The organism is Mesorhizobium sp. M7A.F.Ca.US.006.01.1.1 (assembly GCF_003997935.1).
In the GTDB taxonomy this organism is placed as follows: Bacteria; Pseudomonadota; Alphaproteobacteria; order Rhizobiales; family Rhizobiaceae; genus Mesorhizobium.
The window spans coordinates 6,203-18,077 of sequence record NZ_RZQL01000148.1; the positions used below are offsets into that span (position 1 = coordinate 6,203).

Sequence of the window (11,875 nt, forward strand, 5' to 3'; positions counted from 1 at the left end):
CGACAGCCCCGAACTCGTGCTCTGCTGCGACACGACGTCGGCATCGCCGTCCGTCACCGTCACCGTCGCCACCACGTTGATCAGACCGTTGAGGTCGAGCGTGTTGTCCTCGCCCCCGCCTTGCGGCGCGTTCGAGTGCTCAAGCGCAACCAACGACGTCAGCGTCACCGTCGTACCGGACAGCGTCACCGTGAACGCCGTCGCGTCGAGCGAGCTGTTGCCGTCGCTGTCGTACTTGCCAGAGACCTGGGTGGCCGAGTCGACCACCAACGTAATGGCATGGTTGCCGTCCGTCGTCACCAGCCCGGTCGCTGCCGCGCCGGCCAGGGCCAGCGCGTAGCCCACATCCGTCGTGTAGCCGTCGACCGCGCCGGCGTCGAAGGTCGGCGCCGTGATCGTCGCCTGGCTCTGCCCGCCAGCCCCGCTGGCCTCGACCACCTCGGCGGAACCAACCGTCACTGCCGCCGTGATCGAAAGCGTCGGATCGGTATCGTCGAAGATCAACGACAGCCCCGAACTCGTGCTCTGCTGCGACACGACGTCGGCATCGCCGTCCGTCACCGTCACCGTCGCCACCACGTTGATCAGACCGTTGAGGTCGAGCGTGTTGTCCTCGCCCCCGCCTTGCGGCGCGTTCGAGTGCTCAAGCGCAACCAACGACGTCAGCGTCACCGTCGTACCGGACAGCGTCACCGTGAACGCCGTCGCGTCGAGCGAGCTGTTGCCGTCGCTGTCGTACTTGCCAGAGACCTGGGTGGCCGAGTCGACCACCAACGTAATGGCATGGTTGCCGTCCGTCGTCACCAGCCCGGTCGCTGCCGCGCCGGCCAGGGCCAGCGCGTAGCCCACATCCGTCGTGTAGCCGTCGACCGCGCCGGCGTCGAAGGTCGGCGCCGTGATCGTCGCCTGGCTCTGCCCGCCAGCCCCGCTGGCCTCGACCACCTCGGCGGGACCAACCGTCACTGCCGCCGTGATCGAAAGCGTTGGCCCATCATCGTCGAAGTTGATGAAGGAGCCGACCTCTTCGCTGTAGGCGTTGGTGCTCGTCGCCGAGAAATGGAACTCGGAGATGTCGCACCCTTCGTTTGCATCGACCCCCTTGACCGTCAGCCGATCCATTGGGCTGCCGGTGGTGACATCGACAGTGGTGGTGTTATCGAGCCCGGCGATGGTGACGGTGTTCCCAGTGCCGCTGAGCCCGGTGATCGTGACGTTGCCGCTTGCCGTGGCATAGGTGCCATCGGCGGTGATGAGGGACGCATACCCCGATGTGCCCGTCAACTTGATGCCGGTGATGTCCACGGAGCTGGTTGCGGTGCCGTCAAAGAAGTCCGTGCCTTGTTCGTTGTTCGTAACGTTGAAGGCGTTGACTTGGACGTCCACACGATCATTCGGATTAGAAGGCGTGACCTGGCTGATGGTGAACCCGGCCTGCGTGACGGTTTCGAGATGGCCGCCGTACTGGATTTGCGCGGCAGTCCCCGCGTTCAGGGTACCGCCGGTCACAAAATCGACCTGCAGCGTTTCGTTTGGATTGATGCTCTGGCTGTTGACGCCGAAACCCTGTGAACTCACGTTGGCGGTGCCACCGTTCAAACCAATCACCAGAAGCTGCTTGGAAGCGTCATTGGCCGAATTGATCAGGTAGAAATCATGATTGCCGGGCGCGGCGGCCGAGCCTGCGAAATTAGCCACGGAGGTGCCGGTGACCGAGGCGAACACCTTGTTGGCCAGATCGATGCGTTCATCCGGATTGCCCGGGGTGGGGTGAAACAACGGCACATACTCAACCGTGTACAGGTCCGCAGTGGTAGCGCTGGTGCCGACCAGCCCAAACGAGAAAGCGAGCGGGCCGGTCGCAGCCGGTGCGGCGGACGGGTCAGAGGTGCCGATGACACCGATCACGACGTTTGCATGGGTCGGGTCTGCGTCTTTGAACAGCCAGACATAATTGCCATCGACCGTCTGAATGCCGCTGTTCACGCCGACGGTTGTGGAAAACGGGGTTCCGGTAAGGTTCTGTGAGAGAACGACCGAGGTGATGGTTTCTCCCGCGCTCGCCGAGGCGACCACGAAGCTGGCCTGGAAGGCGACCTCCGGCGAGGTCAGCCCACCCGGATCGTCGAGACCTAGGAGATATTGCACCGTGGGGTTGGTGTCGTATGGCGCAATGGCCGGATTGATATCATCGTCCGTAAAACCGGTGGTCTCGTCGAGGACGATATCCTGGGTCAAGATGTCGAGTGCCATGGAGATTCTCCTTGGTTCAAAATTCTTTCTGGAAAAGGGATGCAGCCCCCAATGCCGGAAATGCACCTACCCCGGTGCAGCCGGTCGCATACTGAAATGCGCCCCTCCAATTTCATTGTGCCGCCGGGGCAGAGGGCGCGTCCATTCCCGCTTGGATAGTATTGCGGTCAATGTCCGCACCTGATCGAACGATATATATCCTTCGATAGAACCGGCTGGCGGGCGCTGCGGGAGGTCGCGCAGGCACGCGCCAGATGCCGTCAGACGGCTCTCCGGCCGTTGCCGTGCGTACAATGTCGGTGCGAGTGGAGAGTGTTCAGAGCAGGCCGGTTCGGCCCGTTCCTGTATGCTCGGCGGCTTTGCCGTGCGTCATCCAGGCCAGTTCCGCCCGGCCGCCGAGGTGCAGCTTCTCGTAGACGTGATGCAGGTGCATCTTCACCGTGCCTTCGGATAAATGCAGCCGCTGCGCGATGGTCTTGTTGCGCAGCCCGCGCGAGACGAGATCGGCGATCTCGGTCTCCCGCCCGGTCAGCCTGGACATTGGCTGCGGCTGCGAGCCGGGCATCAGCAGTTGCTGGACGATCTTGTTGTCGATCCACTTCTTGCCCGCCGCCACCGCATTCACGCATTCGATGAGAAAGCGGTGGCTGATGCCGTCCAGAAACAGGCCATCGACGTCGAGCGTCTGTATTTCCCTGACATCGAGCCTGCCGGTTGGCTGCACGATGAAGATGATGCCGAGAGCGCTGTTGCCGGCCTTCAGCCGTGAGGAAAGACCTGATGTCTGCTGATCCGCGAGATCCACGCCCACGATAACCATATCAGGCTGATGGCGCTCCACATGAGCGAGAACGTCCACAGGGCGGCGACACTGGGCGACAACATCGTGTCCAGCCTTCTGCAACACCCATTCCAGACCGGCGAGATATACCCCTCGCGGGTCCGCCACGACCAACGTCGACATGCGAACACCGTCCGTAAAAAACGCAACGAACTTGGTTAAGTACCCGTTAAATCAGGAAACCAGAGCCCAGGCATATTGTCAAGTAATAGCTAATATACATGTTGCTATAATCCGCGGCGGACCGGTGGGCTCCCTCGCACCGAAGCAGGCCGGCTGACGATTCTGCAGAGGCGATGCTGGACTTGATTGAAAGGTCAGCGTTCGATCGCGCGAGGATCCGCTGCATATTCAGAAATGGGAGAGGCAGCTGATCACAGCGGCCTTGCAAGCGCAGGAAGCGCGGCATGAGCAAACAACCAAAGCCCTGGTTCCGGAAGGAACTGTCGGAGATTAAGCTTGTCCGTCGGATCGGCAAGGTGCGCGATATCGCCCGCAAGATGCTGGACAAGTCGACCGACCGGCATGCCGAATGCTATCGCTACCGGGTGACGACCGGCCTGCTCGGCCACATGAGTCGCATCGGCATTCCCGAGCAGGAGCAGGACGAACAGCTTGGCGCGTTCTGGTCGGCAGTGCAGGCTGAGATCATTCAAACGTATCAGCGGCAGCCAGGAGGCAGTGCTGCATGACTGCCTTACAGTTGCGACTCGTTGAGCCTGCGGTCGGGAGGTTCCCATCTCACTGGCCCGCGGTATCGCGCCGGCGGTGCAGTGCCTATCAGGTCGCGTGTGAGTGGCTGCTGCTCAGGTCTAGAACGCCGACGCCGGCCGACTTCCGCACGAGCCAAGCCGGCATGAGCTCCCGGACAACCGATTTGAGATAATCAACCGTGGGTAACGCATGTTGCCTTCCGCGGGTTCCGTATCACCGCCATCCCTCGCAGTTCAGAGCCCGAGGGTTTGGCCCGCTTCAATCTGAAGGAAATCTGCCGATGAATTCCGGAACACAGCGTCCTGGAAGGCGGCGACGGCAGAGCCATGGGTGACATCGACCAGCACGGCCGCCGCAGCTTCAACTTTGTCGGCCGCTTCGTCGACCTTGTCGAATCGCATCATCATTCGATCATGGAGCATCGAAAGCCGGGCCGCGTGGTAAAGCACGCTGCGTTTGTGATAATCCGAGTCCAAGGGTTCGAACAGCATTGACATTTGGCCTATCGATCTCGTTTGGCGGCCTCGACCAGACGCCGAATCCTGCCGGACCGCTCGATGTTTTGGGCCACCATCTTTTCCGCGCGTTCAATCGCGAGCTCGGCCCGTTCGATGCGCTGCTTGGCATTGGCGACATCGGACGCAATCCCGATTCCGTGGGGTTTGATGGTGTTCATCATGAGTTTGTAACCCACGGAGGGCGGAATCGTTCCTTGACCGGCCAAGTAGCGCTGTGGGCTGACGTGGGGGATTCTCTTGACGATGTCAGCACCCTCGACCATCGGCACGCCAGGCACGTGGGCAAGCAGCATGCCTAGTCCAACAAACCCCAGGCCAACACGAGGTCGAGCATTATCTCCGGTGCCTGGCCTTCAACACACGGTCTATATTTTGCTCATCGAAAAAGGGATTCATGTCGCATCCCTGTCGCGTGAACCTGCCGATAGTCGCAGGAAACCCTTGGAAATCACGGTAGTCATTTGCAACATGGTGCGACTTGAGAATGGCAAAGAAGGCGCGCTAGATGACACCTAAACGCCTAATTTTATTTGAAGAAATTTGGTAGCGGGAGAGGGACTTGAACCCCCGACCCCAGGATTATGATTCCCGTGCTCTAACCAACTGAGCTACCCCGCCAGGGCGGCGAAAGGCCCGAAATCCGCCTCAAATCGAAAGGCATGTCGGGGGCGTTCGCCAAGGTCGCGCGGATATAAGGTTGGGAGGGTGAGCCTGTCAAGCTTCGAAGCAACCGGCTTGCCGGCTTATCGTCATTATCGAAAAGCTTTGCCGTGCGGACATTTGGTTGCCGCCGCCGGGGGTTGAGTTCGAAGGGGCACGTCGCTATGTCTCGGCCACGAGTTTTTAGAGTTTGAAACAGATGAAGCCGCGCATAGCAGTCCTCGGTTGCGGATACTGGGGCAGCAACCACATCCGCACTCTCAAGGCGCTCGGCGCGCTGCACGCGGTCTCCGATACCAACCGGGCCCGCGCAGAAGGCTTCGCCAGCGAGCAGGACTGCCTGGCGATCGAGCCGGACCAGCTGTTCGTCCGTGACGATATCGACGCCATCGTCATGGCGCTGCCGCCGCAATTCCATGCGGATCTTGCCGTGCGTGCCGTCGAGAGCGGCAAGGACGTGCTGGTGGAAAAGCCGATCGCGCTGACCGTTGCTGACGCCGAGCGTGCGGTGCAGGCGGCCAAGGACAATGGCCGCGTCTTCATGGTCGGCCATGTCCTGCGGTTCCACCCCGCCTTCGAGACACTGAAAGGGCTGATCGACAAGGGCGAACTCGGCGAAGTCCGCTACATCCACTCGCATCGGCTCGGCCTCGGCAAGTTCCACACAGAGAACGACGCGCTGTGGGACCTGGCGCCGCACGATCTGTCGATGATCCTGGCGATCACCGGCACAGAGCCGATCGAGGTGCGCGGCGAGGGGGCTGCCCTGCTCGACAATCTCAGCGACTTCGCGCATCTGCACATGCGCTTCCCCAACGGCCTGCGCAGCCATCTCTTCACCTCGCGTCTCAATCCCTATCGCGAGCGGCGGCTGACCGTGGTCGGCACCAAGGCGATGGCGGTGTTCGACGACGTCGAGCCATGGGAACGCAAGCTGGCTGTCTACCGCCACGCGGTGTGGCAGGACAGCGGCCAATGGGCCTTCACCACCAATGAACCGTCCTATGTCGCGGTTGCCCAGGGCATGCCGCTGACACGCGAGCTAGAGCATTTCATCCAGTGCATCGAGACGCGTGCCGAACCGCGTACCAGCGGCGAGGAAGCGATCAGGGTGCTGCGCATCCTGACTGCCGGCACCGTCACCCACACCAAGTCGAATTCCTGAAGCGCGGATTTATTCGGCGGAAATCTTATTCGGCAAGAATCTTATTCGGCAGGAATCTGGGCCGGCCTGGCGGCGAGCCGGGTCAGCATGGCCTCGGCCTCGGCGCCACGCTCCGAACGCTCGATGAAGCCGCCGCCGAACACGCGGGCTTCGTTGCCGTCATCGGAGTAGAGCACGCAGGCCTGGCCCGGCGCGATGCCGGACTCTCCGTCGACCAGTTCCACCCATGTAGTACCGACACGATGATGCAGCACGGCCGGGCGCGGCGGCCGCGTCGAGCGGACCTTGGCGAACAGTTCCAGGCCGCCAGCAGGGACGTCTGTGAGCGGTCCGTCGCCCAGCCAGTTCATATTGCGCAGATAGATCTTGTGCGTCTCCAGCGCCTCGCGCGGGCCAACCACGACGCGAGCGCGGTCGGCATCGAGATGGACGACGTAAAGCGGCTCGCCAGAAGCGATGCCGATGCCACGGCGCTGGCCGATTGTGTAGCGCAGGATGCCTTCATGGCGGCCGAGCACGCGGCCGTCGATGTGGACGATGTCGCCCGGATTGGCCGCGGTTGGCTTCAGCTTGGCGATGATGTCGGAATACTTGCCCTGCGGCACGAAGCAGATGTCCTGGCTGTCCTGCTTGGCGGCAACCGCCAGCCCCATCTCCTCGGCGATGGCGCGAACCTGAGGCTTCGACAGGCCGCCCAGGGGAAAGCGCAGATAATCGATCTGCGCCTGTGTGGTGGCGAACAGGAAATAGCTCTGGTCACGGTCGGCGTCGACCGGACGGTAGAGCGCGCGGTGGGCGCCATTGGCGCCGGAACGGATGTAGTGGCCGGTGGCCAGCGCGTCGGCGCCGAGCTCCTTGGCGGTGGCCAGGAGGTCGGCGAACTTCACCGTCTGGTTGCAGGAAACGCACGGGATCGGCGTCTCGCCGGCGACGTAGCTCTCGGCGAAGGGATCGATGACCGCCTTGCGGAAGCGTTCCTCGTAGTCGAGCACATAGTGGGGGATGCCGAGCGTCTCGGAGACACGGCGGGCATCGTCGATATCCTGCCCGGCGCAGCATGAGCCGGCCCGGTGTGTCGCCGCGCCGTGGTCGTAGAGCTGCAAGGTGACGCCGACGACGTCGTAGCCCTCGCGTTTCAGAAGGCCGGCGACGACCGAGGAATCGACACCGCCCGACATGGCGACGACAATGCGGGTGTTTTCGGGACGTCCGGGAAGATCGAGACTGTTCATGATGCTTTCGTTCTGCGCGGCGCCTCAATGCCAATGTCGAGAATATAGGTCAAGCTTTACCGGCGCGCCAGCGTGCAGGGCGATTCACCGGTTGCGGCCGATCTCCGCCAAGGGGTGCATTTTCCCCGGCAAATCAGGGTTTGCGGGCAGATGTTTCAAATGCCGGCGAAAAGACTAACGCGGCGTTCATGATCCTTACCTAGTCATTAGGGTCTGCTTAGGCAATTTTTAAAGCTGTGGCGGTAACGTGGCGGGGATTGGGTCTTTGAGTTTTTTGTAGAGAGTACGATGACCGATCTGGTTAGACCGAGAGTCAAATATGTTATTGGGCCTGACGGCAGCCCTCTTACGATTGCCGATCTGCCGCCGACCAATACACGTCGCTGGGTTATCCGGCGTAAGGCGGAAGTGGTTGCGGCCGTGCGCGGCGGGCTTTTGAGCCTGGACGAGGCATGCCAACGCTACAAGCTCACCACCGAGGAATTCCTGTCCTGGCAGGCGTCGATCGACGAATATGGCCTTGCCGGGCTGCGCACGACGCGCATCCAGCAATACCGGCACTGACCATTGCGAATTTAGACGAAGGGCGCGGCTAACCCCGCGCCCTTCGTGTTTTCCAAAACGCTTTTCGTTTCTGGAAGCGAGCCTTCTGGCGCTCAGACGGTCAGTGCAACCTTGCCTATCGGCTTGGTGGCGAGGAAGGCGTGAGCCGCCCCCGCCTGGTCCAGCGGGAAGCTCTTCGCCACATGGACGGCGAGCTTGTTGGCATCGATCAACCGAGCCAGTTCCACCAAGCCCTCCCTGTCGGGCACGACGGACATACGCTCGACCCGGATATCGCGCGCACCGGCATTTGCTCTGGTTTTGTCGCTGACATCGAGCAATGACACGAGCACGCCGCCACGTTTGAGGACCTTCAGCGAACGTTCGGCGTGGTCGCCGCCCATTGGATCCAGCACCAGATCAATGTCGCGAACCTGGTCGGTGAAATCGCCCCTGGTGTAGTCGATGACCTCGTCGGCGCCAAGTTTGCGGACAAAATCGAGCTTGGCCGGGCTGGCGGTGGCGACAACGTAGGCGCCGCGCGCCTTGGCGATCTGCACCGCCAGATGACCGACGCCGCCGGCTCCCGCATGCACCAACACGCGCTGATCCGATTTCAGTCGGCCGTGGCGAACAAGCCCTTGCCAGGCGGTGAGGCCGGCAAGCGGCAAGGCCCCCGTCTGGAGGTGGTCCGCGCCCTTCGGCTTCAGTGCGATTTGATCGGCAGGTACGGCAGCCAGCTCGGCATAGGTCGCCGCTTGCTTGGGAAAGCGCGGCATCCCGAACACCTCGTCGCCGATCTTGAAGCCGGTGACGCCGGCGCCGAGTGCTTCGACAGTTCCCGAGATATCCCAACCCAGGATGAAGGGCGGCTCGCCGAGCAAGGGGTAGTAGCCGGCACGGACGGCGCCATCGACCGGATTGATGCCCGCGGCCTTGACACGGACCAGCACTTCGCCGGCCCCTGGCGTGGGATCCGGCTGATCGGCGATGACAAGGACGTCGGGTCCGCCGACGGAATTCTGGATAACGGCACGCATTGAGATGTCTCCGGCTCGGTTGATGCCACTATAATTTGGATAGTAATAGTCCCTTGTCCAGTATGTACCTTCCTGATATATACGCACCTTATGGATAGTGAAGACGATTGCGGTTTCGGCTATGACGCGTTCCGGCGAACGTGCCCTTCGCACACCGTGCTGGAGATGCTGGCCAGCAAATGGGTCTATCTGGTGGTTTGCGCGCTGCGCAAAGGCCGGCTGCGCAATGGCGAGCTTGCCCGAAAGCTCGAGGGCATCACGCCGAAGATGCTGACGCAGACGCTGCGCGTGCTCGAGCGCGACGGACTGGTACGGCGCGAGATCTTCCCGGTCATTCCGCCGCGCGTCGAATATGAATTGACCGAGCTCGGCCAGAACCTGGCGGGACTGCTTACCCAGATCAGGTCATGGGCGGAGCAGCATGCGCCGGATATCAAGGATGCCCGTGCAAGGGCAATTGCCGAGAATGAAGGGGATTGGGCCGCGTAGGGCGGGTTTCATTTTTCTTGGCGTATTCCCGCCGGGGCCGCAAGCCGCGACAATGCGCCAGATCGATGGCGAGCGTTGACGCCGCAAACGGCAGGATTTTAGCCGATCATGGCGCTGCGGCCACCGACTTCGGCTTCGCGGATCTTCGTGTCGCGCGATTCCAGCATTTCCGCCTTGGAAAGCTCCGCTTCAGCTTCGCCGAGTAATGATTCGGCGGCGCTTCGCTGCTGGGCGAGGTCGCTTTGGGAATTCCTGAGGTTGTCGCGGCGCAGGCGAGCCGCCTTGGCGAAGGTCGGATAGGCGAAATGGTTGATGTCGGTGATGCCGGCCTTCTTTTCCTCGGCGGTGATCTGAAGCTCCAGCTCGACGGCCATGCGTTCGAACTCGGCGATCATCATGTCGAGCTGCAGCAGCTGCCGCCGCTTCTCATTCACCTGAAACTGTTTCAGCCGAACGAGGTTTTCACGTGACTTCATGATTCGGTACTCCCGGAAACGCACACCCGCACATATCGTCCAAACCACCTGGAAACGCCCAGGCCGCACCCGTGTCCACTGGCTTTCCCCGAACTATGGGAAACAAAACCCTAAAGTTTTTTGCCGGCGGTAACCATTCGTTTACGGGCATTGTTAATCATACGGGTCAGGACTTAAGGCCGGGTAAAAATTCCGGCCACCGATGCGGAAGCGACGTCGATGAGTCCCTGGAGTCGCTTAGTCCAAGTTGTTAATGTGTTGCATTAGGAATTTGGTTCTGAGATTCGTTATTAGATTCAAGAGGGTGTAGAAAGAGGTTAAAAAATCTGGTACCGTCATGGACGGGAAATTAGGATTTGTTAACCATTCAATGGCAGCCTCTGCACAAGGCAACCACTGCTCCGGGTCCGGACGGGTCGTGAAATGGTCCGGCAGCAGAAAAGGGGAATGAAATGCGTGTTCTGCTGATAGAAGATGACAGTGCAACCGCACAAAGCATCGAACTGATGCTGAAATCGGAAAGTTTCAACGTCTACACGACCGATCTCGGTGAAGAGGGCGTCGATCTAGGCAAGCTCTACGACTACGATATCATTCTTCTCGATCTCAACCTGCCTGACATGTCGGGCTACGAGGTCTTGAGGACGCTTCGCCTTTCCAAGGTCAAAACACCTATCCTCATCCTCTCCGGCATGGCCGGCATCGAGGACAAGGTGCGCGGCCTCGGCTTCGGCGCGGACGACTATATGACCAAGCCGTTCCACAAGGATGAGCTGGTTGCCCGCATTCATGCCATCGTGCGGCGCTCCAAGGGCCACGCCCAGTCGGTCATCACCACCGGCGACCTGGTGGTCAACCTCGATGCCAAGACAGTCGAAGTCGGCGGCCAGCGCGTGCACCTGACCGGCAAGGAATACCAGATGCTGGAGCTGCTCTCGCTGCGCAAAGGCACCACGCTGACCAAGGAAATGTTCCTCAACCACCTCTATGGCGGCATGGACGAGCCTGAGCTGAAAATCATCGACGTCTTCATCTGCAAGCTCCGCAAAAAGCTCGACGCGGCATCGGGCGGTCAGAACTACATCGAAACGGTCTGGGGGCGCGGCTATGTGCTGCGCGAACCGGAAGACATTCGCGTCAGCGCCTGAGCGACGAATCGTTCGAATCTTTTCAATAAAAAAACCCGGCTTCGGCCGGGTTTTTGCATGATGGGCTGGTAGCGGTCTGTTTTTGGGCTTCCGAGCAGAAAACCGTCACGCACTTTTTCTGGAATTGCTCAAGGGTGCCGAATCAGATGCGCTCTTCAAGGTGCGAAAGCGCTCGAGCAGCTGCGGGCGGTTGAACGGCTTCAAGAGATAGCCCTGGGCGCCGGCTCGCTTGGCCCGCATGATCGAAGCAATATCGAGCTCGACCAGGGAAATCAGGATCTGCGGCCTTATCGGGCTCTCCATGGCGCGGACGCGACGGATGAGATCGACCGCCGGTACGTCGGGCAAGGCGCCATCGACGACGATGATGTCGGGCATGTCGGCGGCGCACATCTCCAGCGCGTCAAGTCCGCTGGCGGCCTCGATGACAATCATTTCGGAGCCGCCCAGGATGCGTTTTGCAACCTTCCTGATGACGCTTGAATCGTCGACGAACATGCAGCGTTTCATTTCCGGGTCCTCTTTGCCTTCTGGCAGTCCGGTAGCGTCGGGGCATCCAGGACGCACCATAGGCCAATCTGGTAAAGAAGCCGAAAAGGCGTTAGGTAAAATTTTTACAAAGATGGGCAGCTGCCTGCTTTTATTCACGAATGCTTTGGCACTGCCTGGACAACCAGACGCATCTCAAATCAATGAGCTGGAATTACAGATTTCAATGTAAAAATACTTCGCTTTGTCGGCTGCGCAATCAGGCCGCCGAAAGCACGATTTCTTCCGGCGTCGCGTGGATCGATATCGT

At 60.7% G+C, this 11,875-nt stretch carries 13 protein-coding genes and 1 tRNA gene; 5 read left to right on the plus strand and 9 right to left on the minus strand.

The features are described from left to right. Together EN943_RS23580 and EN943_RS23585 are read right to left on the minus strand one after the other, a co-directional pair. Nucleotides 1–2,250, minus strand: a 2,250-nt coding sequence (locus EN943_RS23580) for a DUF5801 repeats-in-toxin domain-containing protein (RefSeq protein WP_245475945.1), incomplete at its 3' end; no start/stop codon positions are given. Between the two features lie 316 nt (nucleotides 2,251–2,566). Then, entirely contained in the window at nucleotides 2,567–3,070 is a 504-nt protein-coding gene (locus EN943_RS23585; protein ID WP_245475947.1) for a response regulator transcription factor, read from the minus strand. A gap of 428 nt (nucleotides 3,071–3,498) precedes the next feature. Here EN943_RS23585 and EN943_RS23590 point away from each other — a divergent pair, with 428 nt between their 5' ends. After that, entirely contained in the window at nucleotides 3,499–3,783 is a 285-nt protein-coding gene (locus EN943_RS23590; protein WP_127414833.1) for a DUF6074 family protein, read from the plus strand. Nucleotides 3,784–4,038: 255 nt separating this feature from the next. Here EN943_RS23590 and EN943_RS23595 read toward each other — a convergent pair whose 3' ends face one another. From EN943_RS23595 to EN943_RS23605, 3 genes are all read right to left on the minus strand, one after another. Continuing rightward, nucleotides 4,039–4,302 carry a hypothetical protein gene (locus EN943_RS23595; protein WP_127414834.1) on the minus strand — a complete coding sequence of 88 codons (264 nt, stop codon included), beginning with the start codon at nucleotides 4,300–4,302 and terminating at the stop codon, nucleotides 4,039–4,041. Nucleotides 4,303–4,307: 5 nt separating this feature from the next. Next, on the minus strand, nucleotides 4,308–4,616 hold the full coding sequence (locus EN943_RS23600) for a hypothetical protein (protein ID WP_127414835.1): 309 nt from the start codon (nucleotides 4,614–4,616) through the stop codon (nucleotides 4,308–4,310). A 248-nt stretch (nucleotides 4,617–4,864) separates the two neighbouring features. Continuing rightward, nucleotides 4,865–4,941 (minus strand) — tRNA-Met (locus EN943_RS23605). A gap of 241 nt (nucleotides 4,942–5,182) precedes the next feature. On the opposite strand from EN943_RS23605, the gene EN943_RS23610 reads away from it, so the two are divergent. Continuing rightward, the gene (locus EN943_RS23610; protein ID WP_024504501.1) at nucleotides 5,183–6,148 is read left to right on the plus strand and encodes a Gfo/Idh/MocA family oxidoreductase; all 966 of its coding nucleotides are present in this window, start codon (nucleotides 5,183–5,185) and stop codon (nucleotides 6,146–6,148) included. A 41-nt stretch (nucleotides 6,149–6,189) separates the two neighbouring features. On the opposite strand, the gene mnmA is transcribed toward EN943_RS23610, so the two are convergent. Continuing rightward, on the minus strand, nucleotides 6,190–7,380 hold the full coding sequence (gene mnmA, locus EN943_RS23615) for a tRNA 2-thiouridine(34) synthase MnmA (protein WP_127414836.1): 1,191 nt from the start codon (nucleotides 7,378–7,380) through the stop codon (nucleotides 6,190–6,192). A 288-nt stretch (nucleotides 7,381–7,668) separates the two neighbouring features. Between mnmA and EN943_RS23620 the strand changes: the two genes are divergently transcribed. Beyond that, complete coding sequence (locus EN943_RS23620; RefSeq protein WP_013529904.1) at nucleotides 7,669–7,944, plus strand: DUF1153 domain-containing protein; 276 nt, start codon at nucleotides 7,669–7,671, stop codon at nucleotides 7,942–7,944. 92 nt (nucleotides 7,945–8,036) lie between these two features. On the opposite strand, the gene EN943_RS23625 is transcribed toward EN943_RS23620, so the two are convergent. After that, nucleotides 8,037–8,963, minus strand: a complete 927-nt coding sequence (locus tag EN943_RS23625) for an NADP-dependent oxidoreductase (RefSeq protein ID WP_127414837.1) — start codon at nucleotides 8,961–8,963, stop codon at nucleotides 8,037–8,039. A gap of 90 nt (nucleotides 8,964–9,053) precedes the next feature. Here EN943_RS23625 and EN943_RS23630 point away from each other — a divergent pair, with 90 nt between their 5' ends. Beyond that, entirely contained in the window at nucleotides 9,054–9,452 is a 399-nt protein-coding gene (locus EN943_RS23630; RefSeq protein WP_127257584.1) for a helix-turn-helix domain-containing protein, read from the plus strand. A gap of 98 nt (nucleotides 9,453–9,550) precedes the next feature. On the opposite strand, the gene EN943_RS23635 is transcribed toward EN943_RS23630, so the two are convergent. After that, nucleotides 9,551–9,928 (minus strand): flagellar export protein FliJ, encoded by a 378-nt coding sequence (locus EN943_RS23635; protein ID WP_013529907.1) that lies wholly within the window; start codon nucleotides 9,926–9,928, stop codon nucleotides 9,551–9,553. 452 nt (nucleotides 9,929–10,380) lie between these two features. Here EN943_RS23635 and ctrA point away from each other — a divergent pair, with 452 nt between their 5' ends. After that, a complete protein-coding gene (ctrA, locus tag EN943_RS23640; protein WP_006203583.1) occupies nucleotides 10,381–11,076 on the plus strand; it encodes a cell cycle two-component system response regulator CtrA in 696 nt (231 codons plus the stop codon). 105 nt (nucleotides 11,077–11,181) lie between these two features. Here ctrA and EN943_RS23645 read toward each other — a convergent pair whose 3' ends face one another. Continuing rightward, entirely contained in the window at nucleotides 11,182–11,586 is a 405-nt protein-coding gene (locus EN943_RS23645; RefSeq protein WP_127414838.1) for a response regulator, read from the minus strand. Between the last annotated feature and the right edge of the window lie 289 nt (nucleotides 11,587–11,875).

Excerpts from the sequence above, each read along its gene's own strand:
- EN943_RS23585 (WP_245475947.1), bottom strand. The coding sequence starts at position 3,070 with ATGGTTATCGTGGGCGTGGATCTCGCGGATCAGCAGACATCAGGTCTT.
- EN943_RS23590 (WP_127414833.1), top strand. The coding sequence starts at position 3,499 with ATGAGCAAACAACCAAAGCCCTGGTTCCGGAAGGAACTGTCGGAGATT.
- EN943_RS23595 (WP_127414834.1), bottom strand. The coding sequence starts at position 4,302 with ATGTCAATGCTGTTCGAACCCTTGGACTCGGATTATCACAAACGCAGC.
- EN943_RS23600 (WP_127414835.1), bottom strand. The coding sequence starts at position 4,616 with ATGCTGCTTGCCCACGTGCCTGGCGTGCCGATGGTCGAGGGTGCTGAC.
- EN943_RS23610 (WP_024504501.1), top strand. The coding sequence starts at position 5,183 with ATGAAGCCGCGCATAGCAGTCCTCGGTTGCGGATACTGGGGCAGCAAC.
- mnmA (WP_127414836.1), bottom strand. The coding sequence starts at position 7,380 with ATGAACAGTCTCGATCTTCCCGGACGTCCCGAAAACACCCGCATTGTC.
- EN943_RS23620 (WP_013529904.1), top strand. The coding sequence starts at position 7,669 with ATGACCGATCTGGTTAGACCGAGAGTCAAATATGTTATTGGGCCTGAC.
- EN943_RS23625 (WP_127414837.1), bottom strand. The coding sequence starts at position 8,963 with ATGCGTGCCGTTATCCAGAATTCCGTCGGCGGACCCGACGTCCTTGTC.
- EN943_RS23630 (WP_127257584.1), top strand. The coding sequence starts at position 9,054 with ATGGATAGTGAAGACGATTGCGGTTTCGGCTATGACGCGTTCCGGCGA.
- EN943_RS23635 (WP_013529907.1), bottom strand. The coding sequence starts at position 9,928 with ATGAAGTCACGTGAAAACCTCGTTCGGCTGAAACAGTTTCAGGTGAAT.
- ctrA (WP_006203583.1), top strand. The coding sequence starts at position 10,381 with ATGCGTGTTCTGCTGATAGAAGATGACAGTGCAACCGCACAAAGCATC.
- EN943_RS23645 (WP_127414838.1), bottom strand. The coding sequence starts at position 11,586 with ATGAAACGCTGCATGTTCGTCGACGATTCAAGCGTCATCAGGAAGGTT.